The sequence below is a fragment of the Burkholderia sp. Bp8986 genome, from assembly GCF_003854225.1.
Lineage (GTDB): Bacteria > Pseudomonadota > Gammaproteobacteria > Burkholderiales > Burkholderiaceae > Burkholderia.
Window position 1 is genome coordinate 24,549 of sequence record NZ_QTQM01000012.1, and the last position, 19,927, is coordinate 44,475.

Below are 19,927 nucleotides of genomic sequence, written 5' to 3' on the forward strand. Positions count from 1 at the left end.
ACACAGAGCGGTGCCGCGTTTTTTGTGCCGCACCAATGTTATACTTCGAGCAATGTATGACTTGTCACCGTCAACAGGCTCGCAGTAAACCTGCGGTAATCTCAATTTCGAGAGGAGAAATATGAATAAACTTTCAAAGCTCGCGTTCATTGCAGCTACCGCAGTTATGGCTGCATCCGCTTCGGCACAGTCGGTGCCGGCGTCGCGTCAAGCCGTCAACGACAACTGGGTGAACGGCACGGGCGAATGGGTGTGGATGAACGGCACGAACGAGCTCTGCTGGCGTGACGCGTTCTGGACGCCGGCCACCGCCAACGCGAAGTGCGATGGCGCACTGGTCGCCCAGGCACCGGCACCGGCTCCGGTCGCACCGGTCGCTCCGGCAATCACGAGCCAGAAGATCACGTATCAAGCCGACGCACTGTTCGACTTCGACAAGGCAACGCTCAAGCCGCTGGGCAAGCAAAAGCTGGACGAACTGGCTTCGAAGATCCAGGGCATGAACACGGAAGTGGTCGTCGCTACGGGCTACACGGACCGCATCGGTTCGGACAAGTACAACGACCGCCTGTCGCTGCGCCGTGCGCAAGCCGTCAAGTCGTACCTGGTCAGCAAGGGTGTCCCGGCCAGCAAGATCTACACGGAAGGCAAGGGCAAGCGCAACCCGGTCACGACGGGCTGCAACCAGAAGAACCGCAAGCAACTGATCGCCTGCCTCGCACCGGACCGCCGCGTGGAAGTCGAAGTGGTCGGTACGCAAGAAGTCCAGAAGACGACCGTTCCGGCACAGTAAGCCGCGGTTTTCGACTGCTTCAAAGCCCCGCTCCGGCGGGGCTTTTTCTTTGACGCCCGCCCAGGCGCTCGCTGGCCTCGTTGTGCGCCCCCTTATATACTCGGGGCTGACGTACCGACGCATCGCCCTCCTTCCGTAGCCCGTTTGCCGACATGACCAACGCCGATCCGCACGAACTCCAGAAATTCAGCGACCTCGCCCATCGGTGGTGGGATCCGAATGCCGAATTCAAGCCCCTGCACGACCTGAACCCGGTCCGGCTCGGCTGGATCGATTCGCATGCGCACCTCGCCGGCAAGCGCGCGCTCGATATCGGCTGCGGCGGCGGCATCCTGTCCGAATCGATGGCCGGACTCGGCGCGCAGGTGAAAGGCATCGACCTGTCGACCGAAGCACTCGGCGTGGCCGACCTGCACAGCCTCGAAAGCGGTATCACGGTCGATTACGAGGCGATCGCCGCCGAAGCGATTGCCGAACGCGAGCCGGGCACCTATGACGTCGTCACGTGCATGGAAATGCTCGAGCACGTCCCGTCGCCGGCCGGCGTCGTCGCCGCGTGCGCGACGCTCGTGAAGCCGGGCGGCTGGGTGTTCTTCTCCACACTGAACCGCAACCTGAAGTCCTACCTGTTCGCAGTGATCGGTGCGGAGTACATCGCGCAGATGCTGCCGAAGGGCACCCACGACTACGCGCGCTTCATCCGCCCGTCGGAACTGGCGAGCTTCGTGCGCGGGACCGATCTGCATATCGTGGAGATCAAGGGCATTACCTATCACCCGATCGGCAAGCGCTTCGCGCTGTCGAACGATACCGACATCAACTATCTCGTCGCGTGCCGCCGCGGCGCGTGACCTTCCGACCGGCATGACGACTCCCCTTTCGACCGGGCGGCCCGCACTCGACGAGCCGCGCCTGCTGCACTGCGATGCCGTGCTGTTCGACCTCGACGGCACGCTCGCCGACACGGCGCCCGATCTCGCCGCCGCCGTCAACAAGATGCAGCGCGTGCGCGGCCTGCCCGAAACGTCGCTCGACGTGCTGCGGCCGCTGGCATCGGCCGGCGCGCGCGGCCTGCTCGGCGGCGCATTCGGCATCGGCCCGCAATCGGCCGGCTACGAAGCGATGCGCGACGAGTTCCTGACCAATTACGCGACGGACATCTGCGTGCACACCGTGCTGTTCCCCGGCATCGGCGACGTGCTCGACGAACTCGATGCGCGCGGCGTGCGCTGGGGCATCGTCACGAACAAGGCGATGCGCCTCACCGCGCCGCTCGCCGACCTGCTCGGCCTTGCGCCGCGCGCGGCCTGCATCGTCGGGGGCGACACAACGCCGCACTCGAAACCGCATCCGGCCCCGCTGCTGCACGCGGCCGGACAGATGACGCTCGCGCCCGAGCGCATCGTCTATGTCGGTGACGATCTTCGCGACATCCAGGCCGGCAGCGCGGCAGGGATGGCAACCGTCGCGGCTGCCTATGGCTACTGCGGCGACGGCGCCGCGCCGGCCGACTGGCAGGCGCAGCATCTCGTCGGCTCGACGCAGGAACTGCGCGAACTGTTGCGCGATGTTGGGCTATAATGTTTGATCTTATCCGCGGGGGCGACCTGGTTTCGACAGGGGTTGTGAAGCGGCTAGGGCATGTCGAGGACCCGTCACCTCGTTAATCAATGGGAAAATCGTAACTGCAAACGACGATACGTTCGCACTGGCAGCCTAACGGCCGCCGTCCTCTGCCTAGTTCACTGACGGGCTAGTGTCGCAAGACCGGTAGCAATACCGCCAGAGGTCATTTACGTCAGTTAAGCCCTGTCGGCGTCGCGACGCCAGGGTCGAAAACCTAGCGAATCGCCGTAGTGCAGCGTGTTCGTCCGCGTCGCTGCGGTTAAATCAAATGACTGAACTAAACATGTAGAACTAGTCGTGGAGCGCTTCTGGACGCGGGTTCGATTCCCGCCGCCTCCACCAAATTCCGCGCTTGACGCACGAACCCCGCACGACGCGAGTCTGCGGGGTTTTTTGTTGCCGGTGCGCCCACCTCCCGCGCCCTCCGAAAAAGCGCCCGGCCCGGGCGGGCCAGGCGGAATGCCACCGATACGCCGGCGACAGGAGGTGACGGAGGTTCGGCGCCGTCCGCGCTGCGCTCGAGCGCAGCGGACGACGCCCTGCCCGGCACCGCGACCGGACGCGATGCATCATCGCACCGGCCCCGTGGCCCCGCCAGGCAATGCGCAGCTTAGCTGCCGCGATACAGCGACTTCATTTCTTCCGCGCTGGCCGGACGCACGCCGATCGCACGCGAGCCCGCTGCCGATGCGCCCTGCACCTGCGCGCCGTAGCCGCTGGCGTCGGCGCCTTGCGCCCGGGCCAACGCGCTGCGCTGCTGTTCTGCAACACGCGCGGTTGCGGCCTGGATCGCTTCCGGATAGTGCGGATCTTCGCCGCGGGCGGTGTTGTAACCGGCCTGCTGGAGCTGAACCAGTTCGGCGCGAACCTGTGCGCGGGTGAGTGCCGAGCCGGACTGCGCATACGAAACGACCGGAGCAACGAGAGCGGCAGCAACGACAACGGCTTGAACGAGCGACTTCATGATGACCTACCTCCAGATTTGTCTGATTTCGCGGTGAACACCCGTTCATCGCTGACAAACCGAAGTTTATGTAGGCGGATGCTTAAGAATAAGGCAGATTTCAGGAAGACATCCTTCCTGGATTACGGGTTAACCCTAGAATTCCGACAGGCACCCGATCCGGCATCGCACGATCGCACTGGACTACGACCGGCCATAAAGCACGAGCCCCGCAAGGCAGCATGCCCTGCGGGGCTCGAAAAGAATCGCGCGGCACGGCCGCACAGACGCGTCGACGACGACCCGGCGCGTCTGCCTTGGTCTATTGAGTGTCCAGCGGGCACTTCAGGTTGCAGCCGTTCGGATCCCCCATATCGCCCTTGCGGCGCAATGCCGACTTCTTGCCGCTCTGGTATTTCTGCGACGGCGCGGACGCCGCGAACGGCATCTGCGGATGCTCGTTCAGGCGGAACTGTTCGCTCAGGATGCCGCCAGGCACGCCCGGGGAATTCTGCGCAAGCGCAAACGGCGAAACAGCGACGAGAAGCCCTGCGGTCAACGCTGCCGCGGCGAAGGGAACGGAAAGTTTCATGGCGGGATGACGCCTGAACGGCGTGCTTGTTGGAACGTTGATCAAGCGGCAAGCGTAGCGCAAATCCCTCGCTGCTGCAGCGCGGCTCGCGCGCATTCCCGTTACCGTGCGTTGCCGTCCGGCGTACCGGCCGCGACCGTACCGACGAGGCCCTCCGCGACACCGGCCAGCGTCCCGCACGCCGCCGGATCATAGCCGTCGAGATGCGCGACGCGCTCGACGAAACGTGCATCGCGCAGCAAGGCGAGCACGCCGGCGAGCGGCCGCGAGTCGAGCTGCGCGCGTTCACACGCGAAGTAGTAGTCCTCGTCGACGACCGGGATGAAATCGAGCCCGAAATGACGGGCGGCCGGCTCGACGCCGAAGCCGAGATCGGCCATCCCGCTCGCGACGAACGCGGCGATCGCCGAGTGCGTGAGCTCGGCCGAAGCATAGCCGTCGATCCGCTCGGGATCGATGCCGATCGCCCGCAACGCGAGATCGAGCAGCATGCGCGTGCCCGACCCCGGCTGCCGATTGACGAAGCGGATGTCGTGGCGGGCGAGATCGGCCAGCCCGCCGACCTGCTTCGGGTTGCCGCGCGGCACGAACAGCCCCTGCTGGCGACGCGTCAGATGAATCAGCACGTGACGCGTGTCGTCGAGCCACGGCCGGTAGATCTGCGCGCACCGTTCGCGGAACGTGCCGCGCGGCAGATGGAAGCCGGCCAGCTCGCATTCGCCGCGCGCGAGTGCCTGCACGGCCTCGACGCTCTCGCGATACTTGATGTCGACGGCGGCCTGCGCATCGACGAGCGCGGAAACGAGCGCCGCAACCGCATAGCCGTGCGACGCATGGATGCGCACGGCGCCGTCGCGCTGTGCGAGCCGCCGGTTCAGGTCGCTCGCCACCTCGGCCGCCAGCGCGCGCAGGTTCCCGTCGAGACGGCTGCGCGCGAGCCGCTGCGCGTCGACGACCGCCTGCCCCAGCTCGGACAATGTCGATCCCTTGCCGCGCGCGGTCTCGATCAACTCGCCGCCGACGCATGCCTCCAGCGCCCGCAGCATGCCCCACGCGTGCCGATACGACAGCCCTTTCGCCTGCGCGGCCTGTGCAATGCTGCCCGTATCGGCCACGAGCTCCAGCAACGGGGCGACATCCGACAGGCTCGCCGTGCGGCCCTCCGTGTCGCGTACGGTCAGATACGCGTCGCATTCGATTCGAATCAATTATGTACTCCGATTTCCTATTGCGACTGCGAAATCTTCCGCTTATCGTTGCTCAAAATCAATCAGGACGAAGTCCCTGTGTGCACTATATGAATCAAGGGCACATATGAGACTTTGGAGGAGCACAACGATGTCCCCGAATTCCCCCGCGCCCGACGCGCTCGTCGAGCGTCATGCGCGCGCCGGCCGCTCGCTCGTCGCGATCCTGCATGCGATCCAGGACGAAGCCGGCTACGTACCGGCAGGCTGCGTCGCGCCGCTCGCGAAGGCGCTGAATCTGTCGCGTGCCGAAGTGCACGGCGTGCTCACCTACTATCACCACTTCCGCACCGCGCCGCCCGCGCGCGTGACGATCCAGATGTGCCGCGCCGAGGCGTGCCGCAGCATGGGCTGCGAAGCGCTGGCCGCACACGCGGAAGCGCGCACGGGTTGCCGGTTCGACGCCGCGCACGGCGATGGCGCCGACGCGCACGCGCCGGGCGACGTCGCGCTCGAGTCGGTCTACTGCCTCGGGCTGTGCGCACAATCGCCGTCGATGACGGTCAACGGCGTACTGCACGCAAAGGTCACGCCGGAGAAGTTCGACGCCCTGCTCGCCGACGCGGCCGCCCACACCCCGGAGGCCGCATGACGACCCGCATCTACGTTCCGCGCGATTCGTCCGCGCTGGCGCTCGGCGCCGACGCCCTCGCCGCCGCGATCGTCGCGGAAGCCGAGCGGCGCGGCGTCGCGATCGAACTGATCCGCAACGGTTCGCGCGGGCTGCTGTGGCTCGAGCCGCTCGTCGAGGTCGGCACGGCCGCCGGGCGCGTCGGCTACGCGAACCTGTCGGCGGCCGACGTGCCCGCCCTGTTCGATGCAAACTGGCTCGACGGCGGCACGCACCCGAGCGGCGTCGGCCTCGTCGACGCGCTGCCCTATCTCGCGCGCCAGCAGCGCCTCACGTTCGCGCGCATCGGCCTGACCGATCCGCTGTCGATCGACGACTACCTGAAGCATGACGGCCTCGCCGGCCTGAAGAACGCGCTCGCACTCGACGGCGACGCCGCGTGCGAGCAGCTGATCGAATCGGGGCTGCGCGGCCGCGGCGGCGCGGCCTTCCCGGCCGGCATCAAGTGGCGCACGGTCCGGCAGGCGCGCGCCGCGCAGAAGTACATCGTCTGCAACGCGGACGAAGGCGATTCGGGCACGTTCTCCGATCGCCTGCTCATGGAATGCGATCCGTACTGCCTGATCGAAGGGATGATCATCGCGGGCATCGCGACGGGCGCGACGCTCGGCTACATCTACGTGCGCAGCGAATACCCGCATGCAATCGCGGCACTCGAAACGGCGATCGAGCGGGCTCGCGAAGCCGGCTGGCTCGGCGAACGCGTGCTCGGCTCCGCGCATGCGTTCGACCTGCACGTCGCGAAGGGCGCCGGTTCGTACGTGTGCGGCGAGGAAACGGCGCTGCTCGAATCGCTCGAAGGCAAGCGCGGCGTCGTGCGCGCGAAGCCGCCGCTGCCGGCGCTCGCCGGGCTGTTCGGCCAGCCGACCGTGATCAACAACGTGATCACGCTCGCGACCGCGCCGGTGATCTTCGCGCGCGGCGCCGCGTTCTATCGCGACTACGGGATGGGCCGCTCGCGCGGCACGCTGCCGTTCCAGCTCGCGGGCAACATCCGCCACGGCGGCCTCGTCGAGCTCGCGTTCGGCGTCACGCTGCGCGAGCTGCTGTTCGACTACGGCGGCGGCACGGCCAGCGGCCGGCCCGCGCGCGCCGCCCAGGTCGGCGGCCCGCTCGGCACCTACCTGCCCGAACACCAGTGGGACGTGCCGCTCGACTACGAGGCGTACGCGGCGATCGGCGCGGTGGTCGGCCACGGCGGCATCGTGCTGCACGACGACACGTCGAATCTCGCGGAGCTCGCCGAATACGCGATGAAGTTCTGCGCGATCGAATCGTGTGGCAAGTGCACGCCCTGCCGGATCGGCTCGACGCGCGGCGTCGAGACGATCGCGCGGATTCGCGAAGGCGACACGTCGGAGCGTCAGGTCACGCTGCTGCGCGACCTGTGCGACACGATGCTCGCCGGCTCGCTGTGCGCGATGGGCGGGATGACGCCGTATCCGGTGCTGTCCGCGCTCGACCATTTCCCCGAAGATTTCGGGCTCGCCGCCGGCAAGCAAGCCGCGTCGGGTCCGGTCAAGGCTGCGGCCTGACCCAGAAGGAGCCCTGCATGTCCCTCGACACGAACAACGTCCGCCAAGGCGGCTGCGGCTCGGGCCAATGCGCGTGCAAGAGCGCCGCTGAGGCGCGCGTGCGCGATCCGTTCGACGAAACCGACTACGGCACGCCGCAACGGCATGCCGATACCGACGTCACGCTCGAAATCGACGGCCAGCCGGTCACGGTGCCGGCCGGCACGTCGGTGATGCGCGCCGCGATCGAAGCCGGCGTCAACGTGCCCAAGCTCTGCGCGACCGATTCGCTCGAACCGTTCGGCTCGTGCCGTCTGTGCCTGGTCGAAATCGAAGGCCGGCGCGGCTATCCGGCATCGTGCACGACGCCCGCCGAAGCCGGGATGAAGGTGCGTACGCAGTCGGACCGGCTGCAGTCGCTGCGCCGCAACGTGATGGAGCTGTACATCTCCGACCATCCGCTCGACTGCCTCACCTGCCCCGCCAACGGCGACTGCGAACTGCAGGACATGGCGGGCGTGGTGGGCTTGCGCGAAGTGCGTTACGGCTTCGACGGCGCGAATCACCTGCGCGACCAGAAGGACGAATCGAATCCGTACTTCACGTACGATCCGTCGAAGTGCATCGTCTGCAACCGCTGCGTGCGCGCATGCGAGGAAACGCAGGGCACGTTCGCGCTGACGATCGCCGCGCGCGGTTTCGAATCGCGCGTCGCCGCCAGCGAAGGCGAATCGTTCATGGCATCGGAATGCGTATCGTGCGGCGCGTGCGTCGCCGCGTGCCCGACGGCCACCTTGCAGGAAAAATCCGTCGTCCGGCTCGGCCAGGCCGAGCATTCGGTCGTCACGACCTGCGCGTACTGCGGCGTCGGCTGCTCGTTCAAGGCCGAGATGAAGGGCACGCAGGTCGTGCGCATGACGCCGCACAAGAACGGCCTCGCGAACGAAGGCCACGCGTGCGTGAAGGGCCGCTTCGCATGGGGCTACGCGACGCACAAGGACCGCATCACGAAGCCGATGATCCGCGAGAAGATCACCGACCCGTGGCGCGAAGTCAGCTGGGAAGAGGCGCTCACCTACGCGGCGACGCAGTTCCGCAAGCTGCAGCAGAAGTACGGCCGCGATTCGATCGGCGGCATCACGTCGTCGCGCTGCACGAACGAGGAAACCTACCTCGTGCAGAAGCTCGTGCGCGCCGCGTTCGGCAACAACAACGTCGACACCTGCGCACGCGTGTGCCACTCGCCGACCGGCTATGGCCTGAAGACGACGCTCGGCGAATCGGCCGGCACGCAGACCTTCGCGTCGGTCGGCCAGTCCGACGTGATCGTCGTGATGGGCGCGAACCCGACCGACGGGCACCCGGTGTTCGGCTCGCGCATGAAGCGGCGCATCCGCGAGGGCGCGAAGCTGATCGTGATCGACCCGCGCCGCATCGACGTGGTCGACGGCCCGCACGTGAAGGCCACGCATCACCTGCAGCTGCGCCCGGGCACCAACGTCGCGATCGTCAACGCACTCGCGCACGTGATCGTCACCGAGGGGCTCGTCGCCGACGCATTCGTCGCCGAACGCTGCGACACGCGCGCGTTCGAGCAATGGCGCGACTTCGTATCGCGCGCCGAGAACTCGCCCGAAGCGACCGCCGACGTAACGGGCGTGCCGGCCGCGCTGGTGCGCGAAGCCGCGCGCCTCTATGCGACGGGCGGCAACGCCGCGATCTACTACGGCCTCGGCGTGACCGAACACGCGCAAGGCTCGACGACGGTGATGGGCATCGCGAACCTCGCGATGGCGACCGGCAACATCGGCCGCGAAGGCGTCGGCGTCAATCCGCTGCGCGGCCAGAACAACGTGCAGGGTTCGTGCGACATGGGCTCGTTCCCGCATGAACTGCCCGGCTACCGGCACATCAGCGACGAAGTCGTACGCACGCAGTTCGAACAGGCATGGTCGGCCACGCTGCAGCCGGAACCGGGGCTGCGCATCCCGAACATGTTCGACGCGGCGCTCGACGGCAGCTTCAAGGGCCTCTATTGCCAGGGCGAGGACATCGTCCAGTCGGACCCGAACACGCAGCACGTCGCGGCCGCGCTGTCGTCGATGGAATGCATCGTCGTGCAGGACATCTTCCTGAACGAAACCGCGAAATACGCGCACGTGCTGCTGCCGGGCTCGACGTTCCTCGAGAAGGACGGCACGTTCACGAACGCGGAGCGCCGCATCTCGCGCGTGCGCAAGGTGATGCCGCCGCTCGCGGGCTACGCGGACTGGGAAGTGACGCTGCTGCTGTCGCGGGCGCTCGGCTACGACATGCACTACACGCATCCGTCGGAAATCATGGACGAGATCGCGCGGCTCACGCCGACCTTCTCGGGTGTGTCGTACGAGAAGCTCGATGCGCTCGGCAGCATCCAGTGGCCGTGCAACGAACAGGCGCCGGACGGCACGCCGACGATGCACATCGACGCATTCGTGCGCGGCAAGGGCCGGTTCGTGATCACGCAGTTCATTCCGACGCCGGAAAAGGTCACGCAGCGCTATCCGCTGATCCTGACCACGGGCCGCATCCTGTCGCAATACAACGTCGGCGCGCAGACGCGCCGGACCGAGAACGTGCAGTGGCACGAAGAGGACCGTCTCGAGATCCATCCGCACGACGCGGAGGACCGCGGAATCCGGACCGGCGACTGGGTCGGCATCGAATCGCGGGCGGGCCAGACCGTGTTGCGCGCGCTCGTGTCCGACCGCATGCAGCCGGGTGTCGTGTACACGACGTTCCACTTCCCCGAATCGGGCGCGAACGTGATCACGACGGACAGCTCCGACTGGGCGACGAACTGCCCGGAATACAAGGTGACGGCCGTGCAGGTGATGCCGGTCGCGCAGCCGTCGGAGTGGCAGCGCGCGTATGCGCGCTTCAACTCGGAGCAGCTCGACCTGCTCGAGCGCCGCGCCGCCACGCCGGCCGTCGTGACGACGGGCAAGTGAGGAAGCGATGGACAACGGACACCTGGTCGACATGGCCAACCAGATCGGCGCGTTCTTCGAATCGATGCCCGATCGCGAAGAAGCGCTGAGCGGGATCGCCGAGCATATCCGGCGCTTCTGGGAACCGCGGATGCGTCGTGCATTGCTCGCCGCGCTCGACGATCCGTCGAGCGCGGCCGGACAACGCGCGGCGCCGATCGTGCGCGACGCGATCGCCGCGCACCGCGCATCGCTCGTACCAGCCGCGGCCTCCGCCTGAGCGCCCCGCTACGCAGGCACCGACATGCCCGCGAACCAGCTTTCGCAGTGGCGCAGCAGCGCGTTCGCGTCGGTGGCGGTACGGCCGCGCACCGCGATGTAGCCGTCGGGCCGCAGCAGGTAGAACGACGGCCTCGAGCGGCCGTATACCTGCGCAAGCCCATCCGTGCCGTCGCTTTCGGCATCGGCGACGCGCCATGTTCGCACGGCGCCCGGCATGATCCGCTCCAGCCCCTGCACAAGCGCCTGCGCATCCGCGGGCATCGGCGGCACGTCGCCCGTCTCGCCGGCGTCGGCTCCTGCCGGTTCCTCGAGCAGCAGCAGCGTAAAGCTCGCGGGGTCGTGCAGGTCGTATAGCCGCGCGGTTCCGGGCGCCCGCCCGAGCGGCCCGTCGACCACGTGCACGAGCGCGTCGGGCGCTCGCTCGCCTGCGCGCGGCCCGCCGTCGAGCACGCGTTCGAGCGTGAGCGGGCTTTTCCGGTATTGCACGCCGAGCTCGCTGACGGTGCGGCGTACCGCGTCGCGCACCGGCCCGAACGACGCCAGCAGCGGCACGACATGATCGCGCAGCAGCTTCATCGCGCCGTGGTCGGCTTCGACGATCTGCGTGACGAGGCCGGTCTGCCGCAATACGTCACGCTCGATCGGGTGGCGCTCGGCGTGATACGTGTCGAGCAGGCGCTCCGGCGTGCCCGCGCCGAGCACGCGCGCGAGCTTCCAGCCAAGATTGAACGCTTCCTGGATGCCCGTGTTCATGCCCTGCGCGCCCGCCGGGCTGTGAACGTGCGCGGCGTCGCCCGCGAAGAATACCCGCCCGTGACGCAGTCGCTCGACCATCCGGCTATGCAGGCGGAAATACGTCGACCACGCGAGATCGCTCGGCGCAATCGACGCACCGACGCGCGCGCGCACGATCGCCTCGCATTCGTCGAGCGACGGGGTCGAGGGCGTGAGTCCGTCGGGCGATGCGTCGCTGCCGGGCGGCCGGTCGGCAACGAGCCGGTAGCGGCCGCCGCCCATCGGAAACAGCCCCGCGATGCCGTCGGGCGTCGTGAACAGATGGATCTCCTCGTCCGGCCAGTCGGGTATCGCCGCGAAATCGGCGAGCAGGAAAGTCTGCTCGAACGCATGCCCGGCGAAGCCCAGGCCAAGCAGGTGGCGCACCGTGCTGTGCGCGCCGTCGGCGGCGATCAGGTACGAGGGCGCGAACGCCTGTTCACGACCGTCGGCATCGCGGATCGTCACGTCGAGCGACGGTCCGCCCGCATCGCATGCGGTGAGCGTGACGCCGCGTTCGACGGTCACGCCGAACCCGGCCAGATGCTCGGCGAGCAGCCGCTCGGTGATGCTCTGGTCGAGAAACAGCAGATACGGATAACGCGTTTGCAGCGGATCGAAATCGAGCCGCGCGATCACGCGGCCGTCCGCATGCAGCGCGGCCGCATGGGCGCGATGACCCAGCGCGAGAAACGGTTCGACCGCGCGATGCTGCTCCAGCAGTTCGAGCGTGCGTGCCTGGATACCGATCGCGCGAGAATACGGCGCGGGCACGGCCAGCCGGTCGATGATGCGCACCGGCACGCGGGCGCGCGCGAGACTCATCGCTGCGGCAAGGCCGGTGGGGCCTGCGCCGACGATCAGCACCGGCGGGATATCGAGCAGTGTGTCAGCCATGAGAACCTCGATGACACGCGATTGTGCAAGTCTACGCCGCTCCGCGTGACGGGGCCATATGCCGACCGGCCGATCTGGGGTGCCCGCGCGCAGTGTGGGAAAATACACGCTTTCCGTCAGTTTTCGCGTCATGGAATCCGCATTCGACCGAGCGTATGCCGCGCACCGCGCGGGCCGCCTCGCCGAGGCCGAGCACGGCTATCGCGCCGCACTCGCCACTCATCCCGCCGACGCCGACGCGCTGCATCTGTTCGGCGTGCTGCGGCATCAGCAGGGCCAGCATGCCGAGGCGGCCGATCTCGTCGGGCGTGCGGTCGAGTTGCGCCCGAACGACGCCGCGCTGCAGCTCAATCTCGGCAACGCGCTGAAGGCACTCGGCCGGCTCGACGAAGCGATCGACCGCTTTCGCAACGCGCTGACGCTCGCGCCCGAATTTCCGCTCGCGCACTACAACCTCGGCAACGCCTATGCGGCACTGCAGCGCCACGAAGATGCCGTCGACGCATTTGCCCGTGCACTTCGGCTCACACCGGACGACGCATCGATCCACAACAACCTCGGCAACGCGCTGAATGCGCTCGGCCGTCACGACGATGCGCTCGCCGCATTCCATCGCGCGCTCGAGCTGCGGCCCGGGCATGCCGGCGCGCACAACAATCTCGCGATGGCGCTGAACGCGATGGGCCGGGCCGACGACGCGATCGCCCATTTCCAGGCTGCGATCGCCGCGCAGCCGCGCTTTGTCGCCGCGCATTTCAATCTCGGCAACACGCTCGAGGCGCTCGGCCGTCATGGCGAAGCCGCCGCCGCATTCGAAGCCGCGCTCGCGCTGCACCCGCCGTTTCCGCTCGCCCTCTTCGGGCTCGCGAACGCGCTGTGCGCGCAGGCACGCCAGCGCGAAGCGCTGCCCTACTACGAACGCGCGGTCGGTCTGGATCCGTCGTTCAGTCTCGCGTGGTTGAACCTCGGCAACGCGCATCACGCACTCGGCGCGCACGAGATGGCGCTGCGCGCGTTCGACCAGGCGCTGCGCGTCGCCCCCGACCTGAAACTCGCGCAGCTGCACCGCGCCGTAACGCTGCTGACGCTGGGCGACTTCGCCCGCGGCCTGTCCGCGTACGAAACGCGCCACGACACGCCGGGCGCGACGCCGCTCGGCACGCTGCCGCGCTGGCAAGGCGAGCCGATTGCCGCGCGCACGCTGCTGATCCGCGCGGAACAGGGCTTCGGCGACACGCTGCAGTTCGTCCGCTTCGTGCCGCTCGCCCGCGCGCGTTGCGCGCGCGTCGTGCTCGAAGTGCAGCCGGAACTCGTCGCGCTGCTCGCACCGGCCGCGGCACGCTGGCGCGTGACGCTCGTCGCGCAGGGCGCCGCGAAGCCGCCGGCGGCGGACGTCGCATGCACGCTGATGAGCCTGCCGTTCCTGCTCGGCCTGCAGCCGGCCGACATCGTCGCGGGCACACGCTACCTCGACGTGCCGGACAGCACGCAGCGGCGCTTTCGCGGCTCGCTGGGCGGCCAGTCGAAGCGCAAGTTCGGCCTTGCGTGGACGGGACGCCGGCAGGCACAGGAAAACCGCTCGATGCCGTTCGACGCGCTCGCGCCGCTGCTCGCGCTGCCGGACATCGACTGGATCGTGCTGCAGCCGGCGCTCGACGACGACGAACGGGCACGCGTCGACGCGCATCCCCGCATGCATCGCCTCGACGGGCGGCTGAACGACTTCGCCGACACGGCAGCGCTGATCGAACGGCTCGACGGCGTCGTCACGATCGATACGGCGGTCGCGCACCTCGCGGGCGCGCTCGGCAAGCCGCTGTGGATCATGCTGCCGTTCGCATCCGACTGGCGCTGGTTCACCGGCGACGACTGTCCGTGGTATCCGCGAGCGAGGCTCGCCCGCCAGTCCGCACCGGGACAATGGCTCGACGTGGCGGCGGCGGTCGCCGCCGCGCTGCGCGACGCCTGAATACCCGAGCGCAGACAAAAAAAGGGAGCGCGGCGCGCTCCCTTTTTTCAGTCGATGTGATGCGATACAGGCGGCGTCAGGCCGACTTGTACTGGTTGCGCGCTTCGCGTGTGCGATACAACACGAGCGTCGCGATCAATCCGCAAAATGCGGCGACGCTCAGCCACAGCCCCGGTGCCGCCTTGTTGCCGGTCTGGTGGATCAGCAACGTCGAGATCGCCGGCGTGAACCCGCCGATCGTCGTCGCGAGGCTGTACGCGAGCGAGAAGCCGGCCGTGCGCACATCGGCCGGCATCACTTCGGTCAGCGCGACGACCATCGCGCCGTTGTACGAGCCGTACAGGAACGACAGCCACAGCTCGACCGCGAGCAGCCGCAGGAACGACGGATCCGCCACGAGCCACAGCACGGCCGGATAGGCCGACAGCAGCGTGAGCACCGTGAACGCGATCAGCACCGGGCGGCGGCCGATGCGATCCGACAACGCACCGGACAGCGGCAGCCAGACGAGATTGGACAGGCCGACGCAGACGGTCACGACGAGTGCGTCGAGCGACGACAGGTGCAGCACTTCCTTGCCGAACGTCGGCGTGTATGCGGTGATCATGTAGAACGACACCGTCGTCATGATCACCATCCCCATGCCGGCGATCACGACGCCCCAGTTTTCCAGCATCGAACGCATGATCTCGCCCATCGTCGGACGGTGACGCTTCGCGAGGAATTCGTCGGTTTCCTTCAGCGAACGGCGGATCAGGAACAGGAACGGAACGATCAGGCAGCCGATCAGGAACGGAATGCGCCAGCCCCACGCGGTCATGTCCTCGGCCGGTAACGCGCGGTTCAGCAGCACGCCGACGAACGCGGCGAACACGACCGCCACCTGCTGGCTGCCCGATTGCCACGACGTATAGAACCCCTTGTGCCCCTTCGTCGCGATCTCCGACAGGTAGACGGACACGCCGCCGAGCTCGACGCCCGCGGAAAAGCCCTGCAGCAGCCGGCCGAGCAGCACGAGCACCGGCGCGAGCACGCCGATCGTCGCGTAACCCGGTATCGAGGCCACCGTGAGCGTGCCGAGCGCCATCAGCCCGAGGGTCAGGATCAGCCCCTTGCGGCGGCCGTGATGGTCGATGTACGCGCCGAGCACGATCGCGCCGACCGGGCGCATCAGAAAGCCCGCGCCGAACACCGACAGCGACAGCATCAGCGACGCGAACGCGTTGCCGCTCGGAAAATACGTTTTCGCGATGGCCGACGCGTAATACCCGTAGACCATGAAGTCGTACATTTCCAGGAAGTTGCCGCTGACGACCCGGAACACGGTACGGAATTTCGATTCCTGCGCGACGGCGTGTGTGGCAGTGGACATGGAGTTCTCTCGGCTCGGAAGGCGCGACCTGCGCGCCGTGGGGATCCGACGATGCGCATGCCGGCATGGTTGGCGAATGATGCCACGCGAAGCCGACAATTGCCTTGTACCGGGCCGGCGTTGCGGACGCCGCGTCCGGCTCGTACGAATCGCCGCGAAAGGCGCATCAAAATCGGATTGATCCGATCGACCGATCGCGATCGCCTGACCACAATGTCACGATTTGCGACGCACTCCGCGCCGCGGCCGGCCACGCGGCCCGCGTCGCACCGCACACCGCCCTCATGATTCCATCGCCCCTCGTTTCCGTCGAAGGCTCAATCGCCCGCCCTCGCGTCGCGCCGCTCGACGGCGTGCCGCCGTTCGGCCGCGAATGGCGGTTCGGCGCCGCGTCCGGCAGCCGCTCCGGCATCCGCTGCGTGGCAACGTTGACGACTTCGTGCATCGACGTCGACGCGCCGCATCGTGCCTGCCGCTGGCAACCGCTGGCCGCCGTACAGCCGTCGTCAGCGGGCGTACCGGCCGTTGCGGCCGGCGCCACCGGTCGGCATCGGCACATCGCACGTGCCGTTGATCGAGCACATGACCGGCGGGCACGGCATGCCGCCTGCTGGAGCATCGGCGCACTCGCGATCATCGGCGGGCTGATCGTCGCCCACGAACCGTTTCCGGATGTCGCGCGTTCGCCGGTCATGCAAATCGCCGGCGCCGTGCCGGAGCACGCGACGGAATTCACGGGTCGAGTGCGGAGCGCCGGGGCCGAGCCCGCCACGGCCATCACGCCGGCACGGCACCACCCGGCGCGGGCCGTTGCCAATACACCTATCACATCGTCGCAGCCCGCACGCGACGCTGCGCTCGCGCCGTCGCCGCGACTCGCCGACGCCGACGGCGCGCCAGACGTACGACGCGCCGCCAGCGCGGCGGCACCGTCGCCGAATCGACCGAACGGCACGCATGCGACAGCCGCGCAAGTCCACCCGCCTTCCGCGCCGCGACTCGCCGGCCGCCCGTCGATCACGCACGTCGCATCGCGCATGCCAACGCCCGGTCGCGCCGGTTCACTGCCGGTCCCGGACACCCGGCACGACCAGCACGCTTCGCTCGACGATCCACTCACGCTGATCGCGATGGCGAATGCGCTGCGCGCCGATCGCCCGGCACGGGCGGCCGACGTGCCCGCCGCAGACTTCGACTGGACGACGCACCTGTCCCACCGCCGCCTGACCGACACACCCACCGCGTTCACCCGCTGACGCGCGGGCAATAAAAAAAACCGGCGAAGCACGCTGCGCCGGGTTTTCGTTCGTCGACCGGTCCGTCGGGCCGGCCGCTCGTCACTTGCGCGCGGGCAACCCCGTTTCGGCCTGCCGCTCGAGTTGCCGTACCTGCTCCTGCAGTTCACGCAACTGCAGCTGCGCCGCCCGCTTCTCGACCTGCAGCGCCTGCGCCTGTTCGTGCGCCGACTTCTGCCGCTGCGCGACCTCGGCCTGCTGGCTGCGCGCGACGCTCAGATCGGCCTGCAGTTGCTGCGCACGATTCGCCTGCAGCGCGATCACGCGTTCGAGGAACGTCTTCTGCGCCTGCAGTTCGGTGCGGCGGATTTCGACGTCCGCGAGTTGCGTCGTCTGCTGGACGAAGTTCACGTAGACCATTTCCGCGCGGCTCTTCTCCTGCGACTTGACCACGCGCCACAGATGATTGTCCTGGAACAGCGCGACGTAATACGTCATCTCGCGCGGATCGAACATCAGGCTCGCGCCGTAGCTGCCGTTGTACGTGGTGCGCATCTCGACGATTCGCCCGTCGTGCAGCATCTGCGTGAGCTCGGCGACGTTGCCTTGCGCGGTCGCATCCGTCGCGGAGGCGGCGGACGCGTCGGAAGGGGAAGCCGCCTGCGCGGCATCGCCGCGCAGGCTCGTCACCGCGGGGCGCGAGCCCGCGACCGGCGCGGTCGCGTCGACGGACCACGCTGCGCCCGCGTGCACGCAGGCGGCCAGCGCAACGATCCACGTTGCGCATCGTGCAGGGGAAAAATCTCGGAAGGCCAACGTCAGACTCCGGCGAACGAATCGGGAGTCGCGATTATCGTTCAAAACGAAACGGCCACATCTCGAATTTAACGGGATGCGGCCGGCCTTCCTGCCCGGCACTGCAAACGCCGGCTACAGGCGCGTTTCGCGTGCCGCGCGCAGGAATGCATCGAGCAGCGGCGTGCAGTCGAGCAGTTCGGCGCCGCCCGCACGATGAAACTCCGGGTGCCATTGCACGCCGACGACGAACGGCGCGCGCCGGTAGCGAATGCCTTCGATGATCCCGTCGCCGGCCGACACGGCCTCGATGTTCAGATCGCGGCCGAGATCGCGGATCGCCTGATGGTGGATCGAGTTCACGATCGCTTCGCTGCGCCCGGGAAACATGCTCGCCAGCGTCGACGAGTCCGGGAAGCGGATCGCGTGACGATGCTGGTCGTAATGCTCGCTCACGTGCGCGTTCGCGGTCGGTACGTCGGTCGCGATGTCCTGGTAAAGCGACCCGCCGAACGCGACGTTGATCAGCTGGCAACCGCGGCACACGCCGAGCACCGGCTTGCCGGACTCGACGAACTCGTGAAACAGCTCGAGCTCGTACATGTCGCGCACGCGATCGCCCGGCCATTCGGGGCGCGCGTCCGACGCCGCGTAGGTTTGCGGCGACACGTCGGCGCCGCCTTGCAGCAGCAGGCCGTCGAGATGCTTCGCGTAGTCGCGCAGGCGGATGTTGCTCGGGTGCAGCATGCCCTGGTGACCGACGGTCGGGATCATGAACACGAGCACGTCGCGCGACATCACCCAGTGCGCGATCGATTCCTCGAGATACTGCAGCGTCTTGCCGCGCAGCCCCTTCGCGCCGGGCTCCGGATGGAAGATCCGCGCCGACACGCCGATGCGCAGCGTGCGCTGCGTGATCCGCTGGCCGGCGCGATCGAATAGCCGGCGTGCGCGCGCCGCGACGATCCGGCCGAATACCGACCACGGCGTGTCGCTTTGCTTCAGGTAAGCCGGCGGCACGTTCTGCGCATTCGCGGGCGGCGGGCGCGGCGTGTCGAAATCGGGCTGCGCGCCGAAACCGGGTGGCGCCGCACCGGGTTTCGGCGGCGCTGCACTGCCTTCGGCGGCGGCACCCGCCGTGCCTGCGGCGCCCGGCTCGGCCGCCGCCGTGACCGGCGCTGCGCCATTCGCCGCGACGACCTGCGCAGCGGCAGCCTGCGTGGCAGGCGCCTCCGGCGTGGGCGCCGGACCGGAACGAGGGGAATCGGTGGAAGCGGAAGAAGTGCCGGGCAGACCGGCCGGGGGAGGCGTGTTTTCGCTCATGACGATGGTCTGGTACGTCGCTCGCGCGTATTGGATTGACGAGGATTCATTATGCTTCAGTGCACGATCGCGCGGTGAACCTGCAACATCCTGTCGAAATTGTTGCAAGTCGTCGCATCCCCCGCCGGACGTGCCACCGGCCTCCATTCGATGGTATCGAAGGTCGTCCGGGCGAACTGGACATCAGTGATATATCACAATAATATTCACGGATCGTCCACGTTGCCCGATCGCCCGCGCCATGACCGCGCCCTGTCCGGCCACCGCGCCCCCGCCCGCATGAACGCCCTGACCGACGCCCTCCACGACCGGCCCGCCGCATCGGCGGTCAGCCTCGCCGACCGCGCGTACGCGCTGATCCAGCGCGACATCATCACGATGCGCCTCAAGCCGGGCGCCGCGCTCAACGAAGCCGACCTCGTGGCCCGCACCGGCATCGGCCGCACGCCCGTCCATCAGGCCGTCCACCGGCTGGTGCTCGAAGGGCTGCTGTCCGTGATGCCGCGCAAGGGGCTGATGGTGCAACCGCTGTCGCTCGACGACATCGCCGCGGTGATCGACGTGCGCCGCATCAACGAAGCGCATTGCGTCGAACTCGCCGCCCGCCACGCAACGCCCGACGATCTCGCGCGCATGGCCGCGCTGCTCGACGACGGCCAGGCCTGCGTCGACTCGCACGACGTCGAGGGCATGATGGAGCTCGACCGCGCGTTTCATCAGACGATCGCCGCGGCGGCACGCAACACGGTGCTCGCGGAAATCCTGCGCGCGCTGCACGAACGCTCGCTGCGCTTCTGGTTTGTCACGCTGTCCGAGCCGCATCACCTGTCCGACGTCCAGCACGAACACCGCGAACTGTTCGAGCGGCTGTCCGCGCGCGACGCCGCCGGCGCACGCACGGCCGTCGAACGCCACATCGATTCGTTTCGCGCCACCCTTGTCCAACACCTTCGCCCCTGAGCCGC

At 68.0% G+C, this 19,927-nt stretch carries 17 protein-coding genes and 1 other RNA gene; 11 read left to right on the forward strand and 7 right to left on the reverse strand.

The window, feature by feature from the left end; all coding sequences use genetic code 11:
* Positions 1–121: 121 nt before the first annotated feature.
* From ompA to ssrA, 4 genes are all read left to right on the forward strand, one after another.
* The gene (gene ompA / locus DID99_RS13620; protein ID WP_124666937.1) at positions 122–793 is read left to right on the forward strand and encodes an outer membrane protein OmpA; all 672 of its coding nucleotides are present in this window, start codon (positions 122–124) and stop codon (positions 791–793) included.
* 152 nt (positions 794–945) lie between these two features.
* The gene (gene ubiG / locus DID99_RS13625) at positions 946–1,644 is read left to right on the forward strand and encodes a bifunctional 2-polyprenyl-6-hydroxyphenol methylase/3-demethylubiquinol 3-O-methyltransferase UbiG (protein ID WP_044844843.1); all 699 of its coding nucleotides are present in this window, start codon (positions 946–948) and stop codon (positions 1,642–1,644) included.
* Between the two features lie 13 nt (positions 1,645–1,657).
* Positions 1,658–2,374: a phosphoglycolate phosphatase gene (gene gph / locus DID99_RS13630; RefSeq protein WP_124571006.1), complete on the forward strand. Its 717-nt coding sequence runs from the start codon at positions 1,658–1,660 to the stop codon at positions 2,372–2,374.
* Between the two features lie 17 nt (positions 2,375–2,391).
* Positions 2,392–2,761, forward strand: a transfer-messenger RNA (tmRNA) gene (ssrA, locus tag DID99_RS13635).
* 268 nt (positions 2,762–3,029) lie between these two features.
* On the opposite strand, the gene DID99_RS13640 is transcribed toward ssrA, so the two are convergent.
* The 3 genes from DID99_RS13640 to DID99_RS13650 all read right to left on the reverse strand — a co-directional run bounded on the left by DID99_RS13640 (position 3,030) and on the right by DID99_RS13650 (position 5,162).
* Positions 3,030–3,383, reverse strand: a complete 354-nt coding sequence (locus DID99_RS13640; protein WP_124666938.1) for a DUF4148 domain-containing protein — start codon at positions 3,381–3,383, stop codon at positions 3,030–3,032.
* 301 nt (positions 3,384–3,684) lie between these two features.
* Positions 3,685–3,954 carry a hypothetical protein gene (locus tag DID99_RS13645; RefSeq protein ID WP_044844846.1) on the reverse strand — a complete coding sequence of 90 codons (270 nt, stop codon included), beginning with the start codon at positions 3,952–3,954 and terminating at the stop codon, positions 3,685–3,687.
* Positions 3,955–4,055: 101 nt separating this feature from the next.
* Positions 4,056–5,162 carry a substrate-binding domain-containing protein gene (locus DID99_RS13650; protein ID WP_124666939.1) on the reverse strand — a complete coding sequence of 369 codons (1,107 nt, stop codon included), beginning with the start codon at positions 5,160–5,162 and terminating at the stop codon, positions 4,056–4,058.
* Between the two features lie 130 nt (positions 5,163–5,292).
* On the opposite strand from DID99_RS13650, the gene DID99_RS13655 reads away from it, so the two are divergent.
* The 4 genes from DID99_RS13655 to DID99_RS13670 are packed head-to-tail and all read left to right on the forward strand — an operon-like array spanning position 5,293 to position 10,595.
* Entirely contained in the window at positions 5,293–5,793 is a 501-nt protein-coding gene (locus DID99_RS13655; protein ID WP_044844848.1) for an NAD(P)H-dependent oxidoreductase subunit E, read from the forward strand.
* Entirely contained in the window at positions 5,790–7,367 is a 1,578-nt protein-coding gene (locus DID99_RS13660) for an NADH-quinone oxidoreductase subunit NuoF (protein WP_044844849.1), read from the forward strand. Before DID99_RS13655 ends, DID99_RS13660 begins: the two co-directional genes overlap by 4 nt.
* A gap of 17 nt (positions 7,368–7,384) precedes the next feature.
* Positions 7,385–10,336: a formate dehydrogenase subunit alpha gene (gene fdhF, locus DID99_RS13665; protein ID WP_124571008.1), complete on the forward strand. Its 2,952-nt coding sequence runs from the start codon at positions 7,385–7,387 to the stop codon at positions 10,334–10,336.
* Positions 10,337–10,343: 7 nt separating this feature from the next.
* On the forward strand, positions 10,344–10,595 hold the full coding sequence (locus DID99_RS13670) for a formate dehydrogenase subunit delta (protein ID WP_124522090.1): 252 nt from the start codon (positions 10,344–10,346) through the stop codon (positions 10,593–10,595).
* Between the two features lie 8 nt (positions 10,596–10,603).
* On the opposite strand, the gene DID99_RS13675 is transcribed toward DID99_RS13670, so the two are convergent.
* The gene (locus tag DID99_RS13675; protein ID WP_044844852.1) at positions 10,604–12,268 is read right to left on the reverse strand and encodes an FAD-dependent monooxygenase; all 1,665 of its coding nucleotides are present in this window, start codon (positions 12,266–12,268) and stop codon (positions 10,604–10,606) included.
* A 130-nt stretch (positions 12,269–12,398) separates the two neighbouring features.
* On the opposite strand from DID99_RS13675, the gene DID99_RS13680 reads away from it, so the two are divergent.
* Positions 12,399–14,237: a tetratricopeptide repeat protein gene (locus DID99_RS13680; protein ID WP_409362698.1), complete on the forward strand. Its 1,839-nt coding sequence runs from the start codon at positions 12,399–12,401 to the stop codon at positions 14,235–14,237.
* A gap of 76 nt (positions 14,238–14,313) precedes the next feature.
* Here DID99_RS13680 and DID99_RS13685 read toward each other — a convergent pair whose 3' ends face one another.
* Positions 14,314–15,609 (reverse strand): MFS transporter, encoded by a 1,296-nt coding sequence (locus tag DID99_RS13685; RefSeq protein WP_124487816.1) that lies wholly within the window; start codon positions 15,607–15,609, stop codon positions 14,314–14,316.
* Between the two features lie 104 nt (positions 15,610–15,713).
* Here DID99_RS13685 and DID99_RS13690 point away from each other — a divergent pair, with 104 nt between their 5' ends.
* Positions 15,714–16,865 carry a hypothetical protein gene (locus DID99_RS13690; RefSeq protein WP_311767493.1) on the forward strand — a complete coding sequence of 384 codons (1,152 nt, stop codon included), beginning with the start codon at positions 15,714–15,716 and terminating at the stop codon, positions 16,863–16,865.
* A gap of 81 nt (positions 16,866–16,946) precedes the next feature.
* Here the strand turns inward: DID99_RS13690 and DID99_RS13695 are convergent, their stop codons facing one another.
* Positions 16,947–17,660: a DUF2968 domain-containing protein gene (locus tag DID99_RS13695; RefSeq protein ID WP_124666941.1), complete on the reverse strand. Its 714-nt coding sequence runs from the start codon at positions 17,658–17,660 to the stop codon at positions 16,947–16,949.
* A gap of 114 nt (positions 17,661–17,774) precedes the next feature.
* Positions 17,775–18,962, reverse strand: coding sequence for a gamma-glutamyl-gamma-aminobutyrate hydrolase family protein (locus DID99_RS13700; protein ID WP_124487814.1), 1,188 nt, complete (start codon positions 18,960–18,962; stop codon positions 17,775–17,777).
* Between the two features lie 279 nt (positions 18,963–19,241).
* On the opposite strand from DID99_RS13700, the gene DID99_RS13705 reads away from it, so the two are divergent.
* Positions 19,242–19,922 carry a GntR family transcriptional regulator gene (locus DID99_RS13705; RefSeq protein WP_044849232.1) on the forward strand — a complete coding sequence of 227 codons (681 nt, stop codon included), beginning with the start codon at positions 19,242–19,244 and terminating at the stop codon, positions 19,920–19,922.
* Positions 19,923–19,927: the final 5 nt, after the last annotated feature.

What these genes read in the sequence shown, in the direction of transcription:
- ompA (WP_124666937.1), top strand. Translation starts at nt 122, where the DNA reads ATGAATAAACTTTCAAAGCTCGCGTTCATTGCAGCTACCGCAGTTATG.
- ubiG (WP_044844843.1), top strand. Translation starts at nt 946, where the DNA reads ATGACCAACGCCGATCCGCACGAACTCCAGAAATTCAGCGACCTCGCC.
- gph (WP_124571006.1), top strand. Translation starts at nt 1,658, where the DNA reads ATGACGACTCCCCTTTCGACCGGGCGGCCCGCACTCGACGAGCCGCGC.
- DID99_RS13640 (WP_124666938.1), bottom strand. Translation starts at nt 3,383, where the DNA reads ATGAAGTCGCTCGTTCAAGCCGTTGTCGTTGCTGCCGCTCTCGTTGCT.
- DID99_RS13645 (WP_044844846.1), bottom strand. Translation starts at nt 3,954, where the DNA reads ATGAAACTTTCCGTTCCCTTCGCCGCGGCAGCGTTGACCGCAGGGCTT.
- DID99_RS13655 (WP_044844848.1), top strand. Translation starts at nt 5,293, where the DNA reads ATGTCCCCGAATTCCCCCGCGCCCGACGCGCTCGTCGAGCGTCATGCG.
- DID99_RS13660 (WP_044844849.1), top strand. Translation starts at nt 5,790, where the DNA reads ATGACGACCCGCATCTACGTTCCGCGCGATTCGTCCGCGCTGGCGCTC.
- fdhF (WP_124571008.1), top strand. Translation starts at nt 7,385, where the DNA reads ATGTCCCTCGACACGAACAACGTCCGCCAAGGCGGCTGCGGCTCGGGC.
- DID99_RS13670 (WP_124522090.1), top strand. Translation starts at nt 10,344, where the DNA reads ATGGACAACGGACACCTGGTCGACATGGCCAACCAGATCGGCGCGTTC.
- DID99_RS13675 (WP_044844852.1), bottom strand. Translation starts at nt 12,268, where the DNA reads ATGGCTGACACACTGCTCGATATCCCGCCGGTGCTGATCGTCGGCGCA.
- DID99_RS13680 (WP_409362698.1), top strand. Translation starts at nt 12,399, where the DNA reads ATGGAATCCGCATTCGACCGAGCGTATGCCGCGCACCGCGCGGGCCGC.
- DID99_RS13685 (WP_124487816.1), bottom strand. Translation starts at nt 15,609, where the DNA reads ATGTCCACTGCCACACACGCCGTCGCGCAGGAATCGAAATTCCGTACC.
- DID99_RS13700 (WP_124487814.1), bottom strand. Translation starts at nt 18,962, where the DNA reads ATGAGCGAAAACACGCCTCCCCCGGCCGGTCTGCCCGGCACTTCTTCC.
- DID99_RS13705 (WP_044849232.1), top strand. Translation starts at nt 19,242, where the DNA reads ATGAACGCCCTGACCGACGCCCTCCACGACCGGCCCGCCGCATCGGCG.